20 protein-coding genes and 1 other RNA gene are annotated in these 25,090 nt (G+C 43.7%); 10 read left to right on the top strand and 11 right to left on the bottom strand.

Translation table 11 applies throughout. From position 1 onward, the window contains the following. The first annotated feature begins 3 nt into the window (after positions 1 to 3). Together AAHN97_RS17180 and AAHN97_RS17175 are read left to right on the top strand one after the other, a co-directional pair. Positions 4 to 921 carry a PorP/SprF family type IX secretion system membrane protein gene (locus tag AAHN97_RS17180; protein ID WP_343303291.1) on the top strand — a complete coding sequence of 306 codons (918 nt, stop codon included), beginning with the start codon at positions 4 to 6 and terminating at the stop codon, positions 919 to 921. 917 nt (positions 922 to 1,838) lie between these two features. Then, entirely contained in the window at positions 1,839 to 2,051 is a 213-nt protein-coding gene (locus AAHN97_RS17175; protein WP_343303290.1) for a hypothetical protein, read from the top strand. Here the strand turns inward: AAHN97_RS17175 and AAHN97_RS17170 are convergent. The 5 genes from AAHN97_RS17170 to rplU all read right to left on the bottom strand — a co-directional run bounded on the left by AAHN97_RS17170 (position 2,048) and on the right by rplU (position 5,618). After that, the gene (locus AAHN97_RS17170) at positions 2,048 to 2,737 is read right to left on the bottom strand and encodes a PrsW family intramembrane metalloprotease (protein ID WP_343303289.1); all 690 of its coding nucleotides are present in this window, start codon (positions 2,735 to 2,737) and stop codon (positions 2,048 to 2,050) included. The genes AAHN97_RS17175 and AAHN97_RS17170 overlap by 4 nt on opposite strands. Further along, positions 2,737 to 4,419 (bottom strand): PHP domain-containing protein, encoded by a 1,683-nt coding sequence (locus tag AAHN97_RS17165; protein WP_343303288.1) that lies wholly within the window; start codon positions 4,417 to 4,419, stop codon positions 2,737 to 2,739. The genes AAHN97_RS17170 and AAHN97_RS17165 overlap by 1 nt, the downstream gene beginning before the upstream one ends. A 116-nt stretch (positions 4,420 to 4,535) precedes the next feature. After that, on the bottom strand, positions 4,536 to 4,880 hold the full coding sequence (locus AAHN97_RS17160; protein WP_343303287.1) for a hypothetical protein: 345 nt from the start codon (positions 4,878 to 4,880) through the stop codon (positions 4,536 to 4,538). A 67-nt stretch (positions 4,881 to 4,947) separates the two neighbouring features. Then, positions 4,948 to 5,226 (bottom strand): 50S ribosomal protein L27, encoded by a 279-nt coding sequence (gene rpmA, locus AAHN97_RS17155; RefSeq protein WP_343303286.1) that lies wholly within the window; start codon positions 5,224 to 5,226, stop codon positions 4,948 to 4,950. 35 nt (positions 5,227 to 5,261) lie between these two features. Beyond that, positions 5,262 to 5,618 (bottom strand): 50S ribosomal protein L21, encoded by a 357-nt coding sequence (gene rplU / locus AAHN97_RS17150; protein ID WP_343303285.1) that lies wholly within the window; start codon positions 5,616 to 5,618, stop codon positions 5,262 to 5,264. 269 nt (positions 5,619 to 5,887) lie between these two features. On the opposite strand from rplU, the gene AAHN97_RS17145 reads away from it, so the two are divergent. The 4 genes from AAHN97_RS17145 to ssrA all read left to right on the top strand — a co-directional run bounded on the left by AAHN97_RS17145 (position 5,888) and on the right by ssrA (position 10,450). Continuing rightward, positions 5,888 to 7,387, top strand: a complete 1,500-nt coding sequence (locus tag AAHN97_RS17145; RefSeq protein WP_343303284.1) for a GH3 auxin-responsive promoter family protein — start codon at positions 5,888 to 5,890, stop codon at positions 7,385 to 7,387. A 113-nt stretch (positions 7,388 to 7,500) separates the two neighbouring features. Then, complete coding sequence (locus AAHN97_RS17140) at positions 7,501 to 8,664, top strand: 1-deoxy-D-xylulose-5-phosphate reductoisomerase (protein WP_343303283.1); 1,164 nt, start codon at positions 7,501 to 7,503, stop codon at positions 8,662 to 8,664. Between the two features lie 53 nt (positions 8,665 to 8,717). Next, on the top strand, positions 8,718 to 10,052 hold the full coding sequence (gene rseP / locus AAHN97_RS17135; RefSeq protein ID WP_343303282.1) for an RIP metalloprotease RseP: 1,335 nt from the start codon (positions 8,718 to 8,720) through the stop codon (positions 10,050 to 10,052). Between the two features lie 25 nt (positions 10,053 to 10,077). Beyond that, positions 10,078 to 10,450, top strand: a transfer-messenger RNA (tmRNA) gene (gene ssrA, locus AAHN97_RS17130). A gap of 368 nt (positions 10,451 to 10,818) precedes the next feature. Here ssrA and AAHN97_RS17125 read toward each other — a convergent pair. After that, positions 10,819 to 11,430 (bottom strand): hypothetical protein, encoded by a 612-nt coding sequence (locus AAHN97_RS17125; RefSeq protein ID WP_343303281.1) that lies wholly within the window; start codon positions 11,428 to 11,430, stop codon positions 10,819 to 10,821. 861 nt (positions 11,431 to 12,291) lie between these two features. Here AAHN97_RS17125 and AAHN97_RS17120 point away from each other — a divergent pair. Next, positions 12,292 to 13,446 carry a hypothetical protein gene (locus tag AAHN97_RS17120; RefSeq protein WP_343303280.1) on the top strand — a complete coding sequence of 385 codons (1,155 nt, stop codon included), beginning with the start codon at positions 12,292 to 12,294 and terminating at the stop codon, positions 13,444 to 13,446. Further along, on the top strand, positions 13,433 to 13,861 hold the full coding sequence (locus AAHN97_RS17115) for a hypothetical protein (protein ID WP_343303279.1): 429 nt from the start codon (positions 13,433 to 13,435) through the stop codon (positions 13,859 to 13,861). The genes AAHN97_RS17120 and AAHN97_RS17115 overlap by 14 nt, the downstream gene beginning before the upstream one ends. Before the next feature lie 27 nt (positions 13,862 to 13,888). Here AAHN97_RS17115 and AAHN97_RS17110 read toward each other — a convergent pair whose 3' ends face one another. Continuing rightward, on the bottom strand, positions 13,889 to 15,619 hold the full coding sequence (locus AAHN97_RS17110; RefSeq protein ID WP_343303278.1) for a hypothetical protein: 1,731 nt from the start codon (positions 15,617 to 15,619) through the stop codon (positions 13,889 to 13,891). 350 nt (positions 15,620 to 15,969) lie between these two features. On the opposite strand from AAHN97_RS17110, the gene AAHN97_RS17105 reads away from it, so the two are divergent. Next, the gene (locus AAHN97_RS17105) at positions 15,970 to 16,560 is read left to right on the top strand and encodes a hypothetical protein (protein ID WP_343303277.1); all 591 of its coding nucleotides are present in this window, start codon (positions 15,970 to 15,972) and stop codon (positions 16,558 to 16,560) included. Between the two features lie 105 nt (positions 16,561 to 16,665). Here AAHN97_RS17105 and AAHN97_RS17100 read toward each other — a convergent pair whose 3' ends face one another. Both AAHN97_RS17100 and AAHN97_RS17095 read right to left on the bottom strand, forming a co-directional pair. Beyond that, on the bottom strand, positions 16,666 to 17,058 hold the full coding sequence (locus AAHN97_RS17100) for a DUF4345 domain-containing protein (protein ID WP_343303276.1): 393 nt from the start codon (positions 17,056 to 17,058) through the stop codon (positions 16,666 to 16,668). An 83-nt stretch (positions 17,059 to 17,141) separates the two neighbouring features. Beyond that, a complete protein-coding gene (locus AAHN97_RS17095) occupies positions 17,142 to 17,936 on the bottom strand; it encodes a hypothetical protein (RefSeq protein WP_343303274.1) in 795 nt (264 codons plus the stop codon). Between the two features lie 144 nt (positions 17,937 to 18,080). Here AAHN97_RS17095 and AAHN97_RS17090 point away from each other — a divergent pair, with 144 nt between their 5' ends. Further along, positions 18,081 to 20,501 (top strand): TonB-dependent receptor, encoded by a 2,421-nt coding sequence (locus tag AAHN97_RS17090; RefSeq protein WP_343303273.1) that lies wholly within the window; start codon positions 18,081 to 18,083, stop codon positions 20,499 to 20,501. A gap of 50 nt (positions 20,502 to 20,551) precedes the next feature. Here AAHN97_RS17090 and AAHN97_RS17085 read toward each other — a convergent pair whose 3' ends face one another. Both AAHN97_RS17085 and AAHN97_RS17080 read right to left on the bottom strand, forming a co-directional pair. Then, positions 20,552 to 22,486 carry a sigma 54-interacting response regulator gene (locus tag AAHN97_RS17085; protein WP_343303272.1) on the bottom strand — a complete coding sequence of 645 codons (1,935 nt, stop codon included), beginning with the start codon at positions 22,484 to 22,486 and terminating at the stop codon, positions 20,552 to 20,554. 12 nt (positions 22,487 to 22,498) lie between these two features. Then, positions 22,499 to 24,961, bottom strand: a complete 2,463-nt coding sequence (locus AAHN97_RS17080; RefSeq protein ID WP_343303271.1) for a sensor histidine kinase — start codon at positions 24,959 to 24,961, stop codon at positions 22,499 to 22,501. Between the last annotated feature and the right edge of the window lie 129 nt (positions 24,962 to 25,090).

Genomic DNA, 25,090 nt, shown 5'->3' with positions numbered 1-25,090 from the left:
ACTATGAAAAAGAGCCTCAGAAAGCTGTTCGTAGTCGGGATGTTCTGCACCTGCGCTTGTGCCCAACAGGCAGTTGCACAGCAGCAACCCGTATTTGCCCAATACCTTTTCAATGGTATGGTCGTAAACCCCGCCTATCCGTCTATGGACGAATTCAGCAGCGCAACCGTTGTTGCCCGTAATCAATGGGTAGGAATGGAAGGTGCCCCCAAAACAGCTGCATTTTCCTTTTACACGCCTGTTAATGCTACCGGTACAAGTATTGGTTTTATGGCCATGAAAGATCAGATCACCATCTATTCCCAAACGGGTTTTCGTTTCAACATTTCCCAGAAAGTGAAAATGAATGAGAAGTTATTCCTGTCACTGGGATTAAATGGAGGAATGGAGCAGTTTTCTGACGACAACACACACCTGGGAACAGACGATCCTGTGTTTGCCACTAACCAGAAATACTGGAAGTCTGATGTAGGGTTTGGTATGATATTATTCTCAGAGAAGTTCTTTGTTGGAATAGGCGCCCCGGTCTTTAAAAGTTTTAACCTGGGAAGTCCTGCTAATAAAGTAGAGTTCAAAAGACATCTGTATTTGCAGGCAGGTATTATAAAAGATGTAAGCAAGGATATCAAATTCAGGCCCGGACTTTTATTAAGGCAGGTTACGGGAGCAGGGTTGCAACTGGATGTGAGTGCAGCATTCCTCATTAAGGATATTGTTTGGGCAGGCGCAACCTGGCGTACAGAAAAAACGGCCAGTGCAATGGTGCAGATACAGGTACTGAAAAATTTCATGCTGGGGTATTCCTATGATTTTGCATCTGCCACGCACCTCAAAGGAATGCAGTCCGGCTCACACGATCTGATGCTGAATTACCGCTTTTCTTTTAAGAAAGGGAAGACCCTGACTCCACGCTTCTTTTAGATTATCAATAAAAAACATATTGTATAAATAAATATCCGGATTTATAGATCCGGATGTTTATTTTGTACGTATATATCCCCTTCAAGTACATACTTCAAAAAAGATTGAACATTTGTACCGTATATGTGTTAAGTTTAGAGATGCGGTGAACATGAATTTGATGCGTGATCTTTGAAAGAAATGGGATAGCGATTAACCGGGCTGCTTGTAAGCACTAATGGCAAAAGATTTCAGACTAACAGCCATGTGTTTTAGTTAATAGTTAGTTATCCTAACATAGAAATGTTTGTTTCTTCATTTTTTTCATATAGATTTGATTAAACGAATTTGAGAAGCAACCTTGCCAATCAATAAGTTCTTTCTAAACAAATTGAGAATACACCACTGTAAGATATTCAGTAAACTGAGGGGTTTACACAAACTTTTTGTCTTAAGCTAAATTGGAGAAAAAACCGAGCCTGATGTTCGTGTCGGGCTCTTCTTTTTTTTAGTAGGTCTCAAACTCCATTTAGCGCACAAGAAATTTAGGGAATAAGGGATTTTTGTCTAAAGCTAAATTGGATAAAAACGAGCCTGATGGTCGAATCGGGCTCTTTCTATAAAAGGAATGAATATAATGACGTTACATATATTAAAAGCCCGGGTAGATCCCGGGCTTTTTCGTTTACAGCTGTAAAAAATAGTAGTATTCCTAACAGAGTAAATATTTTTTTGTAGATTTAAAGCGTGAATGCTGGCCTTTGTGCGAATAATTAATCATTATCTCCCTGATATATAACTCTTTTATCCACTTTGCATTACTAGTTAATTTGGAGGATGGGCCTGATTGTCAAGTCGGGCTCTTTTTTTGCTTATAAAAAAGAGGACAATTACCTACTTATACGGAAAATTCGTAAATTTCAGTAAAGCATTATTGGATGGATTTACTAATGAAAGAGGCTTTTATTACCTTATTTGCCATGCTGCATCTCTGGCTGGTAGTGAGGTTTTGTGTGCAGCATACCTTTAAGCAGTCCGACAATCCACGTCCTTACCACCTGAAATGGCTGATCCTCGTATTTTTCCTCCCTTTTGCGGGATACGGCCTCTACCTCTGGTTAACGAGAAGTTATGTAACAGAAGAGAACTAAGGTTCCTTATTCCAGCGCCGTGATATTTCCCTTTGGTGTTTTATAGCCCGGATAGACAGGCGTACTGCAATATAGAAGCAGAGGAGGGAAGCCAGCATCAGGTAAACACTGTCCCCTATAAAAAGAAAGAAATCATAGGCGCCATGAAACAATACAGCCCAGAAAAGCCCTGTTATTAACAAGGTGCCGCGGTGTTGCGGAATGAATTTAGCCAGGCCCGTATAGTATCCCATTAACACCGCAAAAGCTGCATGTGCAGGTACAGAAGTGAACATGCGCACCAGGCCGGTTCCTATGCCATATTGCGCTACATAGGTGATATTCTCTGCCGTGGCAAATCCCATCCCTATCATCACGGAATAAACAATTCCGTCAAAAGGTTCATCAAATTCAGCCTTGGGATAAGCGTAGAAACGTAATACAAGGAATTTACCCAGTTCTTCACTCAGCCCTACAACACCAAATGCATAGATGGCTGTATTGAGCAATCCTGGCATAGAAGCAGTCCAGCCACGGGAAGCAGCAAAGATCTGGACCGCCAGGGGAAAAGCTACACTCAGTACGCCTAAAAGGAAAGCACGGATCAATAACCGCGCCGGCTCACGGTCACGATTATCCAGGAAATAGATAAGCAGGGAAATAGCAACACCAGGTGCTACCGCGATGGCCAGAATGTGTAAGATCATCAGATCCCTTTTTGTTGTTTACGTTGTATTAAGAAAGATTCCAGCTCATCCCGTGTTAAACTGCTAAGGTTCTTTTCTTTGGTCAAACCCCCTTTTTGAGCAGCCAGTGTGCCATATCTAATATCATGATATCCGCTAATGGTATGGGCATCAGGATCTATAGAAAGCAGCGCGCCTTTTTTAATAGCAGAAGGGATCCATTCCCAATCTATATCCAGCCGGCGGGGGTGTGCATTTAATTCTATCACCACATGATTAGCCACGCAGGCATCGATAATCTCTTCATGATTAAGTGGATAACCATTTCTGCTCAGCAAGAGCCTGCCCGTCATATGCCCCAGGATGGTAGTGTAAGGATTCGAGATCGCTTTCAACACACGTGCCATCGCTTTTTCTTCCGTCATTTTAAGATTCGAATGCACAGAAGCGATCACCAGGTCAAAACTGGCGAGGATCTCATCCGGATAATCCAGGCTGCCATCATTGAGGATATCTGCTTCTATGCTTTTAAATATCTTAAAGGGAGCCAGCTGGCGGTTTAATTCTTCTATCTGTTGATGCTGGGCAACGATCCTTTCGGGATGCAGGCCGTTTGCATAAAAAGCAGAGCGGGAGTGATCACTGATCACCAGGTATTCAAATCCCTGCTCTTTGGCTGCTTTGGCCATTTCCTCCAGGCTTTGCAGACCATCACTCCATTGGCTATGGGAGTGAATAATACCTTTAATATCAGTGGTTTCAATGAGTTTCGGTAAGGCGTTAGCGGCTGCCAGTGCTACTTCTCCTTTTCCTTCACGCAGGCAGGGTGGTATATAGGGAAGCCCGGCTTTTTCAAAGATGGCTTCCTCTGTAGCTTCGTTTCCACCTGAAGCCTGGCCGGCATGCGCAAAAAACTGATCCAGGAAGGCTTCCGAACCTGTGGTAACAAAAAGTTTGGTGGCAAAATGTTCCGGTTGTACCCCGTATATTTTTAGCTTGATGTGTTCTTTATATTGCATGATAACCGCGTCATCCGTATTGTCCAGCCGCGTGAATCCTTCCACTGTTTTAAGCTTTTCTGCCACCTGGTCTATGGGCACCGCTATTACGAACTCCAATTCATCGATAATGGGTTGCTGGCGGCGGAAATTACCTGAAACAGACGCTTTTGCAGGAGAGAAGAGCTGCTGCAGCATGCCTTCCATTTCTCCGGCGAATGCCTCTGCTTCTGCAAAGAGATAACGTTCACGGTTAGACAAAAAGAATTCAATACTTTGTTTGATGCTGTCCTGCGTTTTTTGTCCGAACCCCTTGAACAGGAGCAGGCGGTTTTCATTGCAGGCATAGAGTAATTCCCCCAGGCTTTCTATTTCCAGTTCTTTCCAGATGGTAGCGATCTTTTTTGGGCCGAGACCTTTGATCTTCATCATTTCCAGGATGCCCGCAGGCGTTTTCTGAATATAATCTTCCAATACCCCAAATCTGCCGGTCTGGAGCATTTCTATCACACTTTTGCCCGTGGACTCACCAATCCCTTTGATCTTGAAAATAGCATCGTGTGGTGTTTCCGCGAGGGGAACAGTTAATTTTTCTATCTGGAAAGCTGCATTTGCGAAAGATTTGGCTTTAAAGGAGTTATCGCCATGAATATCCATCAGTTTTGCGAGCAGGGAGAAGTTATCTGCAATGATATAGTTGTCCATAGATGGCGTAAGTTAGGGGATTCGGCCGGAATGAGCAAAGGGGAGGAGGGGTATTACACAAAAAAAGAACCCCGATTTGCATCGGGGTTCTTATGCTACAGTTAGTAAATTCGAAATTACATGGCCGGAGCTGATGGTGCAGAAGGAGCAGCTTTTTTAGCGGCTTTCTTCTTTGGAGCTGCTTTCTTTTTAGGAGCGGCTTTTTTAGCAGCAGCTTTCTTTTTAGGAGCAGCTTTCTTAGCAGCAGCTTTCTTTTTAGGAGCAGCTTTCTTAGCAGCAGCTTTCTTTTTAGGAGCGGCTTTCTTAGCAGCAGCTTTCTTTTTAGGAGCGGCTTTCTTAGCAGCAGCTTTCTTTTTAGGAGCGGCTTTCTTAGCAGCAGCTTTCTTTTTAGGAGCAGCTTTCTTAGCAGCAGCTTTCTTCTTAGGAGCCGCTTTTTTAGCAGCTTTCTTAATTGTTGCCATTGTTTTTTGAATTTTGGGTTAGTAAAAAAAATTGGGTATCAAAAAAAACTTTATGGCTAACACTGCATTAAGCTTCCGCCTGTGCAGTGGTATCAAATGACTTTACGGAAACGAAGGTTCTGTCTTTCTGACCTTTTCTAAATTCCACCAGACCATCTGTAAGAGCGTAGATGGTAAAATCCTTACCAATACCTACGTTAGAACCTGCATGATAAACTGTGCCTCTTTGACGGATAATAACATTACCTGCTACCGCCACCTGGCCACCGAAGATTTTAACTCCCAGCCTTTTGCTATGGGAATCACGACCGTTCTTAACACTACCTTCACCTTTTTTATGTGCCATTGTATTAGTACTTTATAACTTTTATCAATATAAAATTAAGCAATTTCGTTGATCTTGAGACGGGTAAAATGAGTACGGTGACCCACTTTCTTTCTGAAGCCTTTTCTTCTCTTCATCTTGAAAGCGATCACTTTATCACCTTGAACGTGAGCCAGGATCTCTGCTTTTACTACTGATTTTACATCAGTGCCAACGGTTATCTTGCCGTCGTTGTCGGTCAGCAGAACTTCTGCGAATTCTACTTTATCTCCGATATTACCAGTCAATTGCTGTACAAAGATCTCTTGACCTTTAGCTACCTTGAATTGCTGACCTGCGATTGTTACAACTGCGAACATAATATTCCAAAAATAATTTCCTGCAAAGGTATTACTTTGTTTTTTAATCAACAAAGAAATTAATACTTATTGCAGTACATCGCCCCAGCGAACCGGGGCAGTACATTGAAAAATAGCTTTTTACATATCAAAGATACGGAGTTTTTAGTATTTTAGTTTTTTTTAACAATTGTTTAGCATCCCTGCTCCCCCGCGCTCTACCCTGTTATACCCCAATTTCCGCTACAATGCCCGGCTGTAGCCACTCCGAAAAACTGCTATCTTGCGTACAATTTTTATACTTTTGTTCTTTATGTTGATCATTAAATTAAAAATATCGGGGCATGAAGTTTAAATCACTGCTGGCCAAACCATTTGCTTCCATTATCGCAAATAAGGTAAAGAAGGAAATGCAAAGGGCGGTGGAAGATCAGGAATCAATCTGGCAAGAACTGATAAAAACCGGCAGGAAAACGGAATTTGGCAAAGATCACCAGTTTGAGAATATACAGTCCTATGAAGCCTATAAGCAGGCTGTTCCTGTCAGGGACTATGAACAATTCAAACCTTATATTGAGAAGATAAAGGAAGGAAAGCATAATATATTATGGAAAGGGCAGCCGATCTACTTTGCCAAAACCTCCGGAACTACCAGCGGGGTGAAATATATCCCCATCACAAAGGAATCAGTAGACCACCATTTTAATACTTCCCGCAATGCAGTTTTTTGTAATGTGGTGGAAACCGGCGATACCAGCGTGTTTGACGGAAAACTTATTTTCCTTTCCGGCTCTCCTGAACTGGAACGTGTGGGTGGCATCCCCACCGGCCGGCTGAGTGGTATTGCCAATCACCAGATCCCCCGTTATCTCCGCACCAACCAGTTACCTACCTACGAAACCAATTGTATTGAAGACTGGGAAACAAAGCTGGGCAAGATCGTAGAGGAAACCATTAATGCAGATATGCGCCTGATCAGTGGTATTCCACCATGGATGCAGATGTATTTCGACAGGTTGATGGCACAGAGCGGCAAAACAGTTGGTGAACTGTTCCCGAATTTCAAATTACTGGTACACGGCGGTGTGAACTTTGAACCATACAGGGCCAAACTGATGGATTCTGTAGGCCGGAAAGTGACCACCATTGAAACTTTCCCTGCCTCTGAAGGTTTCTTTGCCTTCCAGGATTCGCAGGAACAGGAAGGATTGCTGCTGAACACAAACAGCGGTATCTTTTTCGAATTTATACCCGCCACTGAAATATTTAATGAGAATCCTACCCGCATTCCGCTGAAAGAAGTGAAAACCGGTGTGAATTATGCCATGATAGTGAGTACCAACGCGGGTTTATGGGCTTATAACATAGGAGATACCGTTAAGTTCGTATCCACCAGCCCTTACCGGATAGTGGTGACCGGCCGTACGAAACATTTTATTTCCGCATTCGGGGAACATGTGATCGGAGAGGAGGTAGAACAAAGTCTGATGGGCGTTGCCGATACCAGGGGTATAAGGATCACCGAGTTTACGGTAGCTCCGCGTATCCAGGTAAATGGAGAATTGCCCTACCATGAATGGTTTGTGGAGTTTGAGCAGATCCCGGATAACCTGGAAGCATTTGCGCTTCAGGTAGACCGGCAGTTGCGGAACAAGAACATTTATTACGAAGATTTGTTAACCGGTAATATATTACAACCTTTAAAGATCAGGCCCATACGTAAAAATGGGTTTATTGACTACATGAAATCCATCGGTAAGCTGGGAGGGCAGAACAAAGTGCCTCGGCTCAGTAATGACAGGCGAATTGCTGACGAACTGGGCAACTACCTGGCAGGACGCTAATCACATTATAACGCATGGACCGGCTTCTTCAATAACAAATGCAGAAGCCGGTTTCCGCACGCATATTGAAAAAACTGTTTAAATTTAACCATAGGAGTCATTCTTGTCTGATCATGAGTAAAAAACGTATTGCAATATTTGGTTCAACCGGGTCTATAGGTCGCCAGGCTTTAGAAGTGATTGCGGCGCATCCGGATAAGTTTGAGGTGGAAGTATTAACTGCTCAGCAGAACGCTGAACTCCTGATAGAACAGGCTTTGCTGTTTTCTCCCAATGCCGTTGTGATCGGTGATGAGAGTAAATATGCTGCTGTTAAAGAAGTGCTCTTTGATAAAGGGATTAAAGTATTTGCAGGCCCTGCCGCCATGGTGGAGGTAGCTGCCTGGGATTCCATAGATTTTATGCTGGCAGCCATTATGGGCTTTGCCGGTCTGGCGCCTACCTTGTCTGCATTGGAGCAGGGAACACCTGTTGGGTTAGCCAATAAGGAAACACTGGTGGTAGCCGGAGATATTGTGATAGCCACTGCCCGTAAGAAGAATGTACCCATTATCCCTGTTGATTCTGAGCATTCTGCCATCTTTCAGTGTTTACAGGGAGAACCTCTGGCTAAGGTGGAGAAAGTGATCCTCACCGCTTCCGGCGGGCCTTTCCTGGGGAAAAAGACCAATTTCCTGTTTAATGTTAAGAAAGATCATGCCCTGCAGCATCCCAACTGGAGTATGGGGGCAAAGATCAGCATAGATTCTGCAACCCTCATGAATAAGGGCCTGGAAATGATCGAAGCCAAATGGTTATTTGGTCTAACCGCTGATCAGATCGAAGTGATCGTACACCCGCAATCCATCATTCATTCCATGGTGCAATTCGCAGATGGCTCCATGAAAGCGCAGATGGGCCTGCCGGACATGAAATTACCCATTCAGTATGCCTTGGGATATCCTGACCGTTTGTCCAATGATTTTCCCCGGTTTTCTTTTAAGAATTACCCCTCACTTACTTTTGAGCAACCAGATACCAAAACTTTCCGTAACCTTGCTATTGCCACAGAGGTATTGAAAAAAGGTGGAAATGCCGCCTGTATCATGAACGCAGCCAACGAAGAGGTAGTGAACGCTTTTTTAAAGAACCGCATAGGCTTCCTGCAAATGACGGAGGTGATCGAAGAAACGCTGGTAAAGATTCCTTTTGTTGAAAAGCCGTCCTTACAGCATTATTATCAGGCTGATGCAGCTGCCCGCGAGCATGCCGCCGAGTTAATCCACAGCCTGACCTGATACTTGTCGCCTTTATTATCTACATTAGCTTAAAAGTATATATTCAATAATACATGACAACACAGGAAATATTTGTAAAAGCAGGACAGTTGATCTTGTCGCTGTCGATTTTGGTGGTCCTGCATGAATTAGGGCATTTTATCCCGGCCAAGTTATTTAAGACCAAAGTAGAGAAGTTCTACCTTTTCTTCGATCCCTGGTTCTCTCTTTTTAAATTCAGGAAAGGTGATACCGAGTATGGCGTGGGCTGGTTACCATTGGGTGGTTACGTGAAGATCTCCGGGATGATAGACGAGAGTATGGACAAGGAGCAGATGAGCAAACCGCCCCAGCCATGGGAATTCCGTTCCAAACCAGCCTGGCAAAGGCTGATCATTATGATCGGCGGAGTAACCGTGAACCTGATCCTCGGATTCCTCATCTTTACCATGCTGCTTTGGTATTATGGAGAGCAATACCTGCCTAATACCGCTGTGAAATATGGTATCGTAACAGATTCCCTCACAAGAAGCATCGGCCTGAGAGATGGGGACAAGATCCTTACAGTAGCCAATAAACCCGTGGAGAATTTTGAAGGCCTTGCAGGTGAAATGATCCTGAGAGAAGCGCAAAGTATAGAAGTGGAAAGAGATGGACAAAAGATGGAGATCAAACTGCCGGAAGGGTTTGTAAGACAATTGATCAAACGGAAAGGACAGTTTGCGGAACCCCGCATCCTGGCCGTTTTTGATACGGTTTACAAAGAAAGGGAAGGATATAAAGCCGGTTTCCGCCAGGGAGACAAAGTGTTGAAGTTTAATGACACCGCTATCACTTATTTCCATGAGTATTACAAAGCCCTGCGCAGAGATACAGGTAAAGTGGCAACCATTACCGTATTAAGAGGAGCTGATACTATTCCCATCACAGCTAAGATCCCTGCCGAAGGGTTTGGAATGAATGTAAGGCTCAGCAAGCAATTTGACATCGTAACAAAGCATTATACCTTTGGCCAGGCAATCCCTGCAGGTTTCAACAGAGCCGTAAGCACACTGGTGAAATATGTACAGCAGCTGCGCCTGATCTTTGTTTCCAAAGAAGTGAAAGTAACGGAATCCCTGGGTGGATTTATGAGCATTGGCAACCTCTTCCCATCAGAATGGGATTGGCAGAGCTTCTGGACGTTCACTGCATTATTGAGCATTATCCTCGCCTTCATGAATATTCTGCCCATTCCGGCATTGGATGGCGGACACGTAGTATTCCTGACGTATGAGATGATCACCGGCCGCAAGCCAAGTGAGAAATTCATGGAATATGCACAGATCGTAGGGATGGTTATCCTGTTCAGTTTGTTGCTGTTTGCGAATGGATTAGATGTGTGGCGTTGGATCACTTCGAAATTTTAGTGTATCTTTGCATTCTGTAAAACATGGGGCCGACCGGTTTTGACAGCATAGGTCTTTGAAAGTGTAAGCATGTCGTGCGTTGGATAATTAGCACGTAAATCTGAATACCCAAACATCAAAAGGCGAATCTAACTACGCCATGGCTGCCTAATTAAATTAGCGCACCCATTATGGCCGCTGTGAGTTGCTGTCTGCTGTGACTTCAGCCGCTGAATCAAACCAATAGCGGAATAGGTACTCATGGTTTCTGTGAGTGGGTACCGAAACTCAAACGGATAAGGACGAGGTTGGTTTGTTTTGCCCCTGCCGAGTTCCGACAAACCAATGCAAAAATAAACATGTAGAAAGCTTTCGGTGAATATGTTTGGACCCGGGTTCGACTCCCGGCGGTTCCACCAGGAAATATTATTTCTTTAAAATATCTATCTCATTTCGGGGTAGATATTTTTTTTGCTTAAAACTATATAATATTGGTCTTTATAGATCTAAATAACTTTAATAACCTGCCCAAGGGTTCGATTAGGCTCCCTCGCCTCCACCAGGAAATATTATTTCCTTTAAATATCTACCTCATTTCGAGGTAGATATTTTTTTGTAATAGAATGAAAAGAGGAAGCCTGATGCGCTGATTTTATTTATACTTATAAAACTGCTATTACTCCAAACTAAAATCAGTAGTGTTTCTGTCCATTTTCTGATTGAAAGCTATAATTCACCGGGGCTTTTTTTAACACCAATGTTTTAATGTCTACGCATGAACATTAACTCATTTTTTAAAAACAATATGTCCACAAGGAATCAATGAATCAAGCATGTTCATTCTATAAAAAAGATTTTGTTCTTTTGAAACAAGTTCCGCTCGTGAGGTGCCATTATAACCGTCAGAGATCACTATAGTATAAAAAAGACACTCCTCTTTAGGATTAATTGTTCTGTGCAACATCGTCGGTTTATTAAAGCTAGTGTCTAAAAAAGATTTTAAACCTGTTAAGCCATAGTCATCCAATGACTCTTTTTCAAGTGTCATTGTGTCCGGAGGCAGAAATAATTTTATGTAAGAGTGAGGAGAACGGGGAATTGCGAATGAATCAGCAGGAAAATTAATTGTTAGTTCTAACGGAGTAGCAGCTTCGTTGATTACACGAGTCCAGAATATTACATATGCAAAGTTTTTTCCACCAGGATCATTGTATCCATTCGCTCCGGTAGAATCCAGGCGTCCATTACCTTTTTTTTCGCCATTTTGTATTATTACGCCTTTAGTTGTGTCTATATGCGTAGTTGAGGGAATGGAAGAGTCCTTGTTTATCAGAATATGGCGCGATCCCAAGGTAAGAAAACTTGTCAGGATGAAGAAGGCTAGGAAGAATAACCGCATGTTGCCGGCATTTAAAGTGTTTGCTAACTAAATATACGCACTATTACATATATTTCATATCGCCATAATTCATCTTTCCTCTATTCATGCCATAAGATTTCATAAACCTATTCTTCGCAATGGCAGGAGCAGATAAACGGCATGAAAAGGACACACTATCGACATTTTATTAATCTAAATAATTTTAATAACCTACATAGGGGTTCGATTAGGCCCCCACCGCCTCCACAAATTGATTATAAGCCGCCTTCGGGCGGCTTTTTCGTTTTTGCTAACTTTTGTACCCTCTTTTACCCAATTCTAAATCTAACTTCAGGATCGCTGTCTTGGCAACAATACTGATTGGTTTTATTGTACTACTAATCTTCGTTTATTTCTTTTCGGTAGTCTTTAACAACTCATTGAAATCAACTTGAGTCATTCTTAAAGAACTTTACGTATTTATTTCTGAGCCGTTCCCTTATGCCTGAGCTGTCCCCAATTTTAAAAACCTGGAAAACCCGCTTAAACTGCTTAACGAATATAGATATGATTCGGGCTCAGGCTGATTACATTCTATTTTGAATAGTGCCCAGTCCCTGGTTTTCGATAACAGCGTAAAATTCGATTCCTTGAATTCTTTCTTCGTTGTAGTTACAAATCTTTCAATTCTTTTTTCAATGCTTTCCTCTGATAAGATTTTATATGACATGTTAAAAACCGCACATGACCATTTTTCCACTGTTTCGCCAGGCGGGACTATCTGAGTGACATGCATAAGGCTCCGCTTGCAGGTATACAGCAACTCCTGGCTGAAACGCTCAGTTGATAATGTAATAATGAAAATGCGTTGTATATTTAGGGCCAGAATACAAACGATCAATGGGAACTGTTAACCTGGAGAAAATAAAAGCCAATAAACAGCAGATCATAGCACAGATGTATACAGACCTGGAGAACACTGCCGAGGCGGACAGGTTCTATACAGCCCGCAATATCGAAGACTGCTCCGCTGACCTGAACGCCTACATAAAAAAGCTGTCGCAAAACCCGGACAGCAAAAGCATCGCAAAAAATATCCAATGGATATTCCAGTCGCTATCTACCTTTAAGCAGGAAAACGAGAGCCCTGAATTCCTGTGGGGCTTTATCTACAACGGATATACGAAGGAACTGACCAGTCTTATCCTGGATACCGCTTTTGCATTCGGCCTGAAGAAAGGAAAGCCGGCAACGATCAAATCGAACGTTATCTACCTTAAACATAATCCGCATTCGGCAGACAGGTTCAGGATCTACATCGGCTCCACGTCTAAAAGCGGCGTTGTCCTGGATTATAATAAGGGCACCTCGCTGTTCGAATACCTCGAAAACCCATACGGGGAAAGCTATCTCCTCCCGGTTTTCGACCTCGTTATCAATGAGGATCATACAGCACTTTCATTCAGCGTACTGGCTTCCGGCGCTTACAAGACCATTACGCTGAAGGCCCGGCAGCCGGTCGATAGCATCCTGTTCAATGCCATCCACGCGCTGCATCAAGGTGATCAGCTGAAAAGCGATCCCCGGCCGGATTATTGCAGCCTCGAGCTGGAGCTGACCAAAGGGGTGCTGACGAGGCTCACCACCACGAACTATGACGCTGATAACCGCATCATCAATATGTTTACGGAAGGCACGGGAATAAAGGTATTTGTGCAGGAGCTTGACGCGAATGGCTGCTTCCAGAACAGCGATAATATGGCTTCCCATCCGGAGATCGTGGATGAGAGGTTCGTGATCGTAGATGCCGTACCGCGCTGGAAATATTATGAGATCGAGGGCCTGGATATACAGCAGGATGTGATCTCCGTGCGCACAAAGCCTCAGCAATTCGAATATGAAAATGATGAACGAAAGAAAGTCATCGCCCGTGAAACAGCCGCCAGAACGATCAATTACCCCATCAAATCGTACGATCTGATAAGAAAGCTACTCCAGGAACTGCTGGATTCAAGAAAAACTTTTAAATCCCGTTTTAGTCATGAACAAATTTGAAAATTTAGCGATCGAAGATGACATATTAAAAGGTACCTACGATTCCCCGGTAACCGGCAAGATTATAGTGGAGTTCGACCTGGAAGAAGAAGATCCTGTAATGAAAAATTTCTCCGGCTTGATCTCCGCATCGGAAAGCTGGATCGGGAAATTAACGCAAGAAAAACTGAATGAGCTAAAACGGAAAATGAGCCTGGAACTGACCGATTCCGCCTATGCGGGCTCCGGTTACAAACCGGGTCAACAGGATTATGACGGGCTGGCAGCGGAACTTACGCTGGTAAGCATATGTTTTTTCCAGGATGCTGCTTTTTCCCTGGTCTTCCAGGCAAAAAAAGAATACCCTGACATGCTGATCTGGTGCCAAATCGATGAAGACCTGGAAATTGAGGATCTTGTGGCAGACAATCCCTGACTATCCACTCGTATTTCTATTTTTTTATTACGGATATTTTATGGAAACACATTTTCCGTTCTTATAGGTCCTGATCATCTCTACCGGGCCTTCAGCGGCATAGTTCCACTCGCCATCCCTTACGCCGTTTATGTAATGCCCGTCCTCTGTCATACACTTACCGTGTGCGATGGAATATCTTTTTTCTATCCAATAACCATTTTTCAGGTGGTTATTTGTCTTTCCCTTTAGTTGATAATCGAACCTTGCCGGGGTACTCCATTTACGGTCAACAGCAGCAGGGCCCAGGTAATCCAGGAACATTCCATCTTTAACCAGGTATTCTGAATTTTTAACATTGCCTGTTTCTTTGAACATGACCCTTATCCTGTCATGTTCTACCCGGGTGTAACGCCGGTACTTTTCTTCCCCCCTCAGGTCTTCGTATACCACCATGCTATTGTATTCCGTGCCGGAAGCCGGGTTTACCAGCATGAGGGCTTCATACCTGGCATCCTCGTAATTAACCTGCAGGTAATAAGATTTAAAACGTATACCTGCAACCAGGAAATCCCTGTAATCAAAGATCTTCAGCAAAGTGTCGTTAGATGATACAAACAGGTCCCACATGTACGGCCTTTCTACTTCCCTTTCTAAAGCGGCTAGGAGTGTGCTTTTCAGGAGGCTGATGGTTTCCGCTGATGCGATCTTCTCCCCGATAGCTGTATGGTCAATAGAGTCGATAGGATAATGACCGTTTCCGGGAACAGACGCTGCCGGTACGGTGGCAGGCAGGGGTATTTCATCCGGGTGTGGGTTAGTGTTTGGGGACAAACCCTGGTAACGGTAGGACTTTTCGGATCCTTTGCCACAAGTGGTAAAGAAGATCGTGCTGCCGCTGATCGCTTTTGCGGGATTGCTGGTTTTGTTTTTAGCTTCCGGCTGCAGTTTAATATAACGCTGCAGAAACCGGTCATCGCTGTAAGGGTTAGCCTGGTAATATTCCTGGTTGTCCCCCGCCTTTTTGCTGACGTACAGGTTTTTTGCCGGGTCGTAATTGTAATCTTCTGTTTCCCTTAAAAAAATGTTATAATGTTTGTTGGCCAATACGCCTTTTTCGGACATACTTTTGGATTGCTCATAGCGTTTCTTCATTTCCAGTATCTCCTGCCACTGCTGCTCATCCGGCCGTTTTTTATAGAAACCTTTGTCAGATCCGTAATTGGACAATTTCAGGACCGTCCGCTCCTCACCTTCAGGCTGCAGCAACGCGCTAAAGTCGTTGTATACAGGATGGGGTTTGTTGTAAAGGAAAATAAAATCGTTATAGGCTTTGTCGTTGCTGTATTGATACGTACTGTACCCTTCCTGTCCAGGCCCGGCTGCTTCCAGGTTTGCGGCAAGACTGAAATCCGGTAATGCTTCCGGCAGCGTGTACACAAAAGGTCCGTCAAAACAATTAGCATCGTCATTGAACACCTGGTGTGTACTTCCCTTTCCAAATTTCACAAAGGTTTTCCCGGCGCCATCGAACTGTGCAAAGTTGATACGCGTACTGCCTGACAGGCCTTTGTTTTGCGTGCCATACACTTCAAAGAGTTCGGGCTTGTCCGGGTAAAAAAGCAGGTGATCGCCCTGGAAATTAAAATGACCAAACACTGCTGTGGCATAACCATATAGCATAAACTTTCCGTCGTCGAAAAGACAGATACCTTCGTTGCTGCCATACTTACCACTGATCTGCTTATATCGTGCAGATACTGCTTCCTGGGCTTTCATATGACCGGAGATTAATATGAATAGAAATATGGCGATCTTAAATTTCATTCTCTTTATTTATTTTGCAGGCGCCCAAAGCGGCTTTATCTTCGCCTGATTAAACTTACAATTCTTTCGTAATTAGAATAGTGGTAGCGAATGTCTTTTCTGCCATAATAATCCGTAAATGAATATATTTATCCAAATGTGTATAATTTAAGTCAATCCAGCAATAAGTCAGATTTATATGACTATATCCAATACCGCCGCCAGCCTGGAACCCTGCCCGGAGGTTTAAAGGGCTAAAGCCTGCCATTTTTGGGCAAACAGTTTCCGTTTTTATGCCATATTTTCTAACGTTTTGAACAGATATGAATACCTATCGCTTTCGTTTTAATAACAGCAGGAAAACCTCAACCATTCTGTTTTGGTTTTTTACCACGTTGCTGACTATTACACTAACAACCACCGTTTTACTGGCACATTCGCATCCGCTTTTCCCGGCCTGGCTATTGCTGATCTCCTTACCATTAATGTTAATGGCCATTTACAGACTGTTTAAAGCGACCTCCGAAAGGCAGTCGGCAGAAATTGTTTCACTAAGTAAAGAAGGCCTTACCAGTTCCTGTTTCGGTTCTGTTTTGTTTTCGGAAATACACTCCATTCGGGTTCCTGTAAGGCAAATAGGGCTATTGGGGGGACTACAGCACGACTATTACAAAGAAACAGATGCTGATACTCCTTACCTGGAATTTTCGATCATCACCCGGGATGGAAAAATGTTAAATTGGATATTGAATGAGTGGGGCGGGCTTTATAACACAAAAGAAGAGTTTTCAATTTTCTTTAATTTTCTCACAGCGCTAACCGATCAGCTGTATCAACTTTATCACGCTAATGAACCATATAACAGCTATTTGAAAATTCTTGACGAAAAAGGTTCCTGGGAAAAGCGGGATTAAGCTACAGAATATGATAGGTTTTCTAGGGTTGAGTTGAAACGGATTCAGGAGCTCAATCCACTATAGACTTTTTATCTGCGGCCATGTTTCCCACCTATAACTTTACTAATCAGTTCCATACTTCTTTAAGTTTTTTAATCCCCATACAGCAAGCAGCAACTCTGCTATAAACCCAATTAAAAAATAAATACCAGGAACTCCATCTATAGCCATGCTTACTAACCTGCCGAGCGCCAACCCTCCCATAAAAGCAATATTGGTAATAGTGGCGGTGATCCAGAATCTGGATTTAATAACGCCCATGGTCCAAATCGCAGACATACCCAGATATAGACCCATCATAGCCCTGAAAATATTTACCAGGTTGATAGCGTCTACATTAAAATCAAACAGCAAAGGCAGGATCATTTGCGGAAATAAACCATAGGCCAGCGCAACGGGGATGATAATAAGCAGGGATACCGTCAAATGCAGGTTCCTGGAAGATGGACGTATCAATGATTGTTCTTTTTGATGGTTAAATATAACTTTATTGAGTTTATTTGATAGGGGCTTTTTATGCCCTTACGAAGCTAAAAAGACTATCGCGGATACAACAAACTTTCCCGCCCTGCAAACAGGTGTTTGATAAATACCAGCAATGCTTCGCCGGCAAAGGTCACTGTCGACTCATGCGATACATATACCAGCCATTGATAATTACAGTCGCAAAAAACCGTTTCATCACTGTCCAGGTGAAAATCACCGGAGCTTATCTCTGTAATAATCCCTTCTTCCGTTGCTTCCAGCAAATGCGCCGCCGCATGCTCCCTGATAAAACCGGAGATAGCCTGAAAGTCGGCGGACGTAATCTCAGCTTTAGCGAGATAGATAATTTCCACAGGAGACAGGTTATCGATCGGGTCCCAATACCCTCCATCATAATTCCACCGCTCCAGCAGCACCTGGTAAACGGCACTTTTTTCCGCATCCTCCAGCCTTCTGCGATAGGGAAGCGGCAACGTTTGCTCCAGCATGGCAGGTGTGACCGTGTCTATAAATTGAATGAATTTATCGCGCTCCTGTTGAATAGCAGCGCTTTCAATGGGATTATCTTTACGGTCAGTCAGTGAGGAATTCGCAGACCGGCCGGTTTGTATTAACGATGCGCGGCAGTCAGATAACGAAGGGAATGGTTTACCCACCAGTATTTCTATCTCTCCTAATATGGCGGCCAGAATATTATACCGCGGAAACAGGTCATAATCATTGTCAGAGTAAGAGTACACCGGGTAGTCCTGGCCGGTACGCTCCTTTGAATACCGGGTCACCCAGTAATGATAATGTTCCATGCAATACCGCCGTGCTGCGGTGATAAGTGCTTCTGTTGACGTCATCCTGCAATGATAATAAATTAATAGCCATTCCCAATTTCCCTGTACCCCACACATTTCTCCGCATTGCGCAACTTCTTTTCCCGATCCGATTAACGGGTGTATAGCTCCCGCCGTACCTTCGCCGCCAGAATTTAACATTTCCATATGCGTATTCAACTTAAAAGTCTGATAGCCATTTTCTTCGCTATCGTTTGCTCCCTGCCTGTTTTGGCTGGTGTAGAACCTCTTTCCGCTATCAAAGGAAAGGTGGTTACCAATGACGGATCCCCCGCAGCCTACGTAACTATACAGTTAAAAGAGAAGAACAGGGGCGGAATGACCAACGAGAAAGGCGAATTTGTATTCAGAAAACTGAATGCAGGCCGTTACACAGTACAGGTTTACCTGATCGGGTATAAAAAAGTTGAGAAAGAAGTAGAACTGAAAGAAGATGAGATCGTCAGCGTAAGCATTCAGCTGGAAGCTACCCATGCAGAACTACAGGAAGTAGTTGTCAATGGTGAAAGGAATAAGTATAAAGTAGACAAAGTATCGGGCTCCCTGCGTTTGCAAACACCTATCCTGGAAGTGCCGCAGAACATCCAGGTAGTATCCTCTACTGTGCTGGCCGACCAGCAGGTGTTTGATGTGGTAGATGGAATTACCCGCAACGTGAGTGGTGTTACCCGTACCGGGCATTGGGATAATCAATATGCCAATATTCGTATGCGTGGTTCCAAGATCCCTGCTTTCCGTAACGGCATGAACATTGAACAAAGCTGGGGACCTACTGCCGAAGACGCTTCCATGATCGATCGTATTGAGTTTGTAAAAGGGCCTGCAGGTTTTATGCTGGCTGCCGGCGAACCAGGTGGATTCTATAACGTAGTAACCAAAAAACCTACCGGTATGACCCGCAGTTCCGTAAACCTGAGCATGGGCAGCTTCAGCACCTATCGTGCAGCCCTGGACTTTGATGGTAAACTGAGCAAAGATGGTAAATTGCTTTACAGGCTCAACCTGGCCGGTCAGCAAAAAGACTTCTTCACCAAATACAACTACAACAACCGGTATGTAATTGCGCCGGTACTGAAATACCTGTTTGATGAGAAAACATCGGTTACACTGGAATATACCTACCAGGCATCTAAGTATCTTGGTAATGGTAACTATACTTTCTCGCGCAAAAAACTGCTGGATGAAGGGATCAAAAACGACTTCTTCTACCAGGATCCCTCCCTGGAACCCAGCACACTGAAAGATCATAGTGCATACCTATATTTTGACCATGAGTTTAATGACAAATGGAAAGCGCATGCACAGGTGGCATACTTCAATTTTGCAATGGAGGGTAGCAGCATGTGGTTGTCGAGCATTGAACTGAATGGTGATATGAGGCGTTATGTGAGTCAGGGTGATGAAGCCGGCGAAAACAGATTCGGTCAGTTTTCTGTTAGCGGAGAGGAATATACTGGTAGTGTGCGTCACCGCATCCTTGCTGGTGTAGATATGGGTAATAAAAAATTCTGGGGCGACTTCCGTACACTGAAGAATGATATCAGACTGGCTAATAATGAGATCTTTAATGTCTACAATCCCAAGTATGGTATTCCTTTTGATTCCATGCCCAGGCTGGATCGCAGCAGAAGTGTAAGGCAACGTGCAGCCAACTCCGCTTACATCAGTTCTGTAAACTATGCTTCTGCATATGTTCAGGATGAACTGGGCTTCTTCAACAATACACTGCGTCTGTCACTGGCAGGCCGCTTTACACATGCTACGATGACTGGCCGCGACCGCGCTACTGATAAAGTGGATGATGTATTCTCTCCCCGTGTAGGTTTAAGTTATTCTATCGATAAAAATACCAGCGCTTATGCCCTGTATGACCAGTCATTTGTACCTGTTACCGGTGTAGACTCTTCAGGCAATGCGTTTGATCCTGTTAGAGGTAACGACATAGAGTTTGGTATTAAAAGAGATTGGTTCAATGGCCGCCTGAGTACCTCAGCTACCGTTTACCAGATCAAAAGGGTGAACGACAAAGTGAACACTGGTCTGTTCGACAGCCGTGGTCAGGCCGTGATGATCCAGTTAGGTGAAACTACCACTAAAGGTATCGAGATTGATGTCACTGGTGAGATCACTCCCGGTTTGAACGTAACGCTGAACTATGCGCTCACCGATTCTAAGATCTCCAGAGAATCACCTACCATTGTTGACGAAACTAAAAAGACTGTTGGTAATATTACACCTAACACTGCTAAACACATCACCAACGCATGGCTGAATTACCGCCTGATTAATGGTAAGCTGAAAGGTTTTGGGGTATCAGGAGGTATTCAATGGCAGGCTGAACGTGCAGTAGGCACTACCAAAACAGCTAACATTCCTAACTACTTCAGGGTAGATGGTGGTCTGAATTATCAGTTGGGTAAATACAACGTTGGTTTTGTTGTAAATAACCTGCTGGACGACCGCAAACTGCTGACACAGGCAACACTGGCTGCAAACGCTTCCGGTTATTACACTTACATCGTAGAAGCACGCCGCAACTTCCGTATGAGTATCGGTTACCGTTTCTAAGAGATATACTGTTTAATGAAAAGGCGGCCTGCAACAGCGGGCCGCCTTTTTTATCCCTCCACATTGATGAAATCCTGCCTTCTTATATTCAACCTGGCCATCTTTGATTCGAGGGTAGTAGGTTTAATATGCAATAATTCCGCAGCGCCATTAGCTCCCCGTATCCGGCCTTTTGTTTTTTTGAGAATGGAAATGATATAGTCTCTTTCTGTTTCCCGCTGTATGTGCTTTATCCCTTCAAGGGTATGAATACCAGGGTTTGCAGACTGGTTAGAAGCTGCTAACGAAAGCCTTCGCACTAATTGCAATTTTGATTTGCCATCGTTGAGAACAACGGCCTGTTCCAGGATATTTTCGAGTTCACGAATATTCCCCGGCCAGTTGTAGGTGTACAATTCTTCTATCATTGATGGAGCAATGCCATTGAATGGCTTATTGAACGATCGGCAAAACCTGTTTGCGAAAAATACTGCCAGTGCCTCAAGATCCGTTTTTCGTTCCCGCAACGGGGGCAGGGTGATGGGGAAAACGTTTAGTCGGTAATACAGATCAAGCCGGAAATTTCCGTTTGCTACTTCCTTTTCGAGGTTCCGGTTTGTAGCAGCTACAACACGGATGTCAACTTTTACAGGTGATCTGCCTCCTACATATTCAATCTCTCTTTCCTGTAAAACGCGCAACAACTTCACCTGCATGCCAAGTGGCAGTTCTCCGATCTCATCCAGAAAAATAGTTCCACCATCAGCCTGTTCAAACCTTCCTTTCCTTTTTTCAATAGCGCCGGTAAATGCACCTTTTTCATGGCCGAAGAGTTCGGATTCCACCAATGTTGGAGGAATTGCTGCACAGTTTACCTTTATGAAAGGCCCGTTCCTTCTTGGTGAAGATAAGTGAATGGACTGGGCCACTTTTTCCTTTCCGGTACCACTCTCACCCAGTATTAAAACAGAAGTGCTATATGGTGCCACCTGTGCTGCAAGATCTAATGCAGACAACAAGAGATGATGAGTTCCAATAATGCTTTTGAATCCTATCGCTTCGTCCTGCATCTTATTGGCAGAAACAGGCCGTTTCTTAACCACAGCTGATGGAGCTTTATAATAAATTGTTTTTTCAGCCAACTCCTCCAGGTTCATTTTCAAACGACCCAATAAGGCCATGTGTTCTTTGGTATAAATACCAGGCTGCCGGCTATATAAAAAATAGTGAACAGACAGTCCGTAGCCTAAAGTCACCGGAAATACGAGATAGGTCTTCAATTGGAAATGATCCAGCATTAATCTTTGCAGCGAAGAGACTACTGCATCGTTATAGATACCCGTGTGACTGTCTCCAATGATTGCAGAAAGCTGGGTTTTATTCATGCCTGTAATCGTCATTAATTCATTTCCACCAATAAACTGGTATTCATCAAACCCGATACGTAAATATCCCGTATCGCCAAACTGCTCAGCATCCATTGGCCTGATCCCCGATGTAATGAGATCAAATGGTATAAAAGGCTGTATGGCCCGGGCCACCTTCAGTAATTTTTCCGGAGCATCTGAGCTTTCATTGCTTATTGCGATTAACTGTTTTTGTAAATGTTCTTCCTGCCGCAGTTTTGATTCAAGACTATTGGTATGACGATACCATGCAATATCCAGCGTAACCAGCAGGTCCTGTTCCCTGAATGGTTTAACAAGAAAACCATATGGCTCGGTTGTTCTTGCTTCTTCCAGTATTTGTTGGTTTGCATAAGCTGACAGGTAAATAAAAGCAATATTTTCAGCTCTTAGCTTCCGGGCAAAGTCAATACCTGATAGTTTTCCTTCTAACCGGATATCCAGGATTACAAGATCTGGTTTATACTTTTGCAGAAGTTCATTGGCCTCCTCAACTGAAGCGGCAATACCTGTTACACCGTAGCCTGCGCGTATTAGTATTAACCGCAGATCATTGGCTACTATAAATTCATCTTCTACAATAAGCACTTTTTTACGCATAAGATCTATTGCTTAAAGATTGTCTGAAGCTTCCTCCGAAATTTGTTTGTTGATAACTGCAAATCGGATCGTTACATGCAGGCCATTATCGCTTGTAATATTGAAGCGGCCTTTTAATTGTTTTGCAAGCCCTCTTACCAGGTCAAGTCCCAGTGAGTTATGCTCCATAATATCAAGGTCCGCTGGTAAACCAATGCCATTGTCCGATATATTCAGCAATAACTGATCAGTCCCTTCATGCCGCAGGCTGATACTCACCATGCCTTTCCTGTCATGCGGGAATGCATACTTAATGGCATTAACAACGCTCTCATTGATGATCAGTCCCAGGGGGATTGCCTGCGATACATCAAGGTCCAGGGATTCGATGTTTTGTGTAAAAACTATCCGGTTCCTGGTATCAAGACTGTCCTGAACATGGTTCACCAATTCGTTGATATATTCAGACATGGCAATGGTGGCAATATTTTCAGACTGGTAAAGCTTTTGATGGATGAGGGACATCGCATACACCCTGCGTTTACTATCCTGGATGGCAGTAAAAGCGGCATCATTATTTATATACACTGCCTGCGAATTGAGCAGACTCATTACTATCTGGAGGTTATTTTTTACACGATGGTGTATTTCTTTCAATAGCCATTCTCTATCGGTCAGCAACTGCTGCAATTGTTCATTTTTGTGCGTGATCACTATGGCGTTTTTTTGCTTCAAGCGGTTCTGCCAGTACAATAAGCCCGCGATGATTATTACAGCAGCAATGCCTGCAAGCGTTAGGTCTTTTACCAGTTTGGCCTGTTTGAAATTGGCTTTTTGGAGGGTTGCCTGTTCATTTAATAGTGTGATCTGGTTTTCCTTTTCCTGTGTTTCGTACATCACCTGTAGCTCCTCTGCCTGTCTTATTTTGGTTATCCTGAAATTGGAGTCGAGCAGTTGTGTGTATTTTTCGTAGTGGGATACTGCAGCAGCTTTGTCGCCCAGTGCAGAATCAATACTGATCAGCCAACGGTATGCAACCAGATCAGATGATAGGTCCCTGCCTGCAATGAAGATAGTTGCAAAACGTTTTTTCAGTAATTCTCTTGATTTCCGGTACTGCCCCCGCTTAAAATGAATGTACGCGAACTGATCGTTGATCAAAGTTCTCCGAAGCGGCCCCCTGATGCCTTCAGCTATAGTTTCCAGTGAGTCCATTTCCCGGGCGTACATCTCTGCCAGATCGAGGTTGCCCATGAATAGATGGCAGCTGGAAAGTGTATGGCAATAAAATATTTTTTCGGAAATATTCTGAGGTATGCCTACTTTTTTTACCGCATCCAGCGCGAGGTTGTAGGCTTCTTTTGCACGCCCTTGTTCACTGAGATAGATTACTATCGGATGTAACGCATTGTATACTGTGGGGTTACGGTCTGCGATAAATCTTTTAACTGCCAGTTGTGCCATATCAGCGCTCTCTTTCCATCTCCCCTCCATTTCGTAAAGATGCGACATGCGGCTATAAAAATAGCCCCAGCCGATACTATCACGGCAGCTTTCTGCAACTCTGATTGTTTGAAGTGCATATCGTAATGGTTCCCCAAATTTGCTTTGATACACATTAACCATGGCAAGCGCCTCCGTATTATAGTGGATATAAGGATAGTTTATCGCTTCAGCAAGTGTAAGCGCTTTTAAGAACACTTCATTTGCAGTTTTCAATTGCCCGGTTACAACGAGCATATAACCCAGATCGGTTAATATATTTATCTCGGCTTCTGTATTGCCAAGTTGATGATACAGATCCGCTGCTTTCTGCTGGTCAGCAGCTTTTGTTAGCAGGGTAGCCCGTGTGGGAGAGGTATATATACCCCGGTAAGCATATGCCCTTGCTTCTGTTTCTTTATCACCGGCTTTTCGGCATTGATTGATCAGGACATTATAAATAGAATCACCCTTGCTGTCGTTTTTCTCCACATATATTTTTCCGAGCAGGCAAAGTGCTATCCTGCCAAGTCTTTCCTCCTTCAAAGATCTGCTTTCTGCTATCGCCTTGTGCAGAAAATATCCAACGCTATCTTTATTATGACCAGGTTGAAATGCATAGTAGGAGCCCAGCAGTATTAGCAACTGCAGGTGTTTCCTACCTGTTGCCTTTGAAAGCAAACGAATACCAACACCTGGTTCATGCCGGTCAACCCATTGCGATTGTTCAAATAATTCCTGATCACCGATCCCTTCTGCCAGTACAGGGAGCGTGCTCAAACCCAGGGAGCGGCTGGCTGCATGCAAACAACTGTCCGGGCTGCCCTGGCCTTCCTTTGCAACAAGGAGATAAGTAGAGCTGAGCAACAAATTCAGCCGTTGCCATGATTCTTTGTCTTTAGACGGGTGATAATAGGAATAGCCTGAAGGTCCTTTTTTAGCGGAGCTTTGGGATTGTCCGTTAAAAGACATCAGTACACCGAAAAGTATGTACATAAGCGTCAGCCTGAGCATAGTTTTGTTTTTTAAGGCTATAACATCACAAAACCTTCGAAGAGCATTTTATACAATATAGAGAATTTTATTCGCAGTAGGTAAACTCCGATGTTTCCGGAGTTTTGCTATTAAACTCCAATGTTTCGG

It is taken from the genome of Chitinophaga niabensis (assembly GCF_039545795.1).
GTDB lineage: Bacteria > Bacteroidota > Bacteroidia > Chitinophagales > Chitinophagaceae > Chitinophaga > Chitinophaga niabensis_B.
The sequence above is the reverse complement of the archived record's forward strand: the minus strand, read 5'-3'. Positions and strand labels throughout refer to the sequence as shown.

Excerpts from the sequence above, each read along its gene's own strand:
- AAHN97_RS17180 (WP_343303291.1), top strand. The coding sequence starts at position 4 with ATGAAAAAGAGCCTCAGAAAGCTGTTCGTAGTCGGGATGTTCTGCACC.
- AAHN97_RS17175 (WP_343303290.1), top strand. The coding sequence starts at position 1,839 with ATGGATTTACTAATGAAAGAGGCTTTTATTACCTTATTTGCCATGCTG.
- AAHN97_RS17170 (WP_343303289.1), bottom strand. The coding sequence starts at position 2,737 with ATGATCTTACACATTCTGGCCATCGCGGTAGCACCTGGTGTTGCTATT.
- AAHN97_RS17165 (WP_343303288.1), bottom strand. The coding sequence starts at position 4,419 with ATGGACAACTATATCATTGCAGATAACTTCTCCCTGCTCGCAAAACTG.
- AAHN97_RS17160 (WP_343303287.1), bottom strand. The coding sequence starts at position 4,880 with ATGGCAACAATTAAGAAAGCTGCTAAAAAAGCGGCTCCTAAGAAGAAA.
- rpmA (WP_343303286.1), bottom strand. The coding sequence starts at position 5,226 with ATGGCACATAAAAAAGGTGAAGGTAGTGTTAAGAACGGTCGTGATTCC.
- AAHN97_RS17145 (WP_343303284.1), top strand. The coding sequence starts at position 5,888 with ATGAAGTTTAAATCACTGCTGGCCAAACCATTTGCTTCCATTATCGCA.
- AAHN97_RS17140 (WP_343303283.1), top strand. The coding sequence starts at position 7,501 with ATGAGTAAAAAACGTATTGCAATATTTGGTTCAACCGGGTCTATAGGT.
- rseP (WP_343303282.1), top strand. The coding sequence starts at position 8,718 with ATGACAACACAGGAAATATTTGTAAAAGCAGGACAGTTGATCTTGTCG.
- AAHN97_RS17125 (WP_343303281.1), bottom strand. The coding sequence starts at position 11,430 with ATGCGGTTATTCTTCCTAGCCTTCTTCATCCTGACAAGTTTTCTTACC.
- AAHN97_RS17120 (WP_343303280.1), top strand. The coding sequence starts at position 12,292 with ATGGGAACTGTTAACCTGGAGAAAATAAAAGCCAATAAACAGCAGATC.
- AAHN97_RS17115 (WP_343303279.1), top strand. The coding sequence starts at position 13,433 with ATGAACAAATTTGAAAATTTAGCGATCGAAGATGACATATTAAAAGGT.
- AAHN97_RS17110 (WP_343303278.1), bottom strand. The coding sequence starts at position 15,619 with ATGAAAGCCCAGGAAGCAGTATCTGCACGATATAAGCAGATCAGTGGT.
- AAHN97_RS17105 (WP_343303277.1), top strand. The coding sequence starts at position 15,970 with ATGAATACCTATCGCTTTCGTTTTAATAACAGCAGGAAAACCTCAACC.
- AAHN97_RS17095 (WP_343303274.1), bottom strand. The coding sequence starts at position 17,936 with ATGACGTCAACAGAAGCACTTATCACCGCAGCACGGCGGTATTGCATG.
- AAHN97_RS17090 (WP_343303273.1), top strand. The coding sequence starts at position 18,081 with ATGCGTATTCAACTTAAAAGTCTGATAGCCATTTTCTTCGCTATCGTT.
- AAHN97_RS17085 (WP_343303272.1), bottom strand. The coding sequence starts at position 22,486 with ATGCGTAAAAAAGTGCTTATTGTAGAAGATGAATTTATAGTAGCCAAT.
- AAHN97_RS17080 (WP_343303271.1), bottom strand. The coding sequence starts at position 24,961 with ATGCTCAGGCTGACGCTTATGTACATACTTTTCGGTGTACTGATGTCT.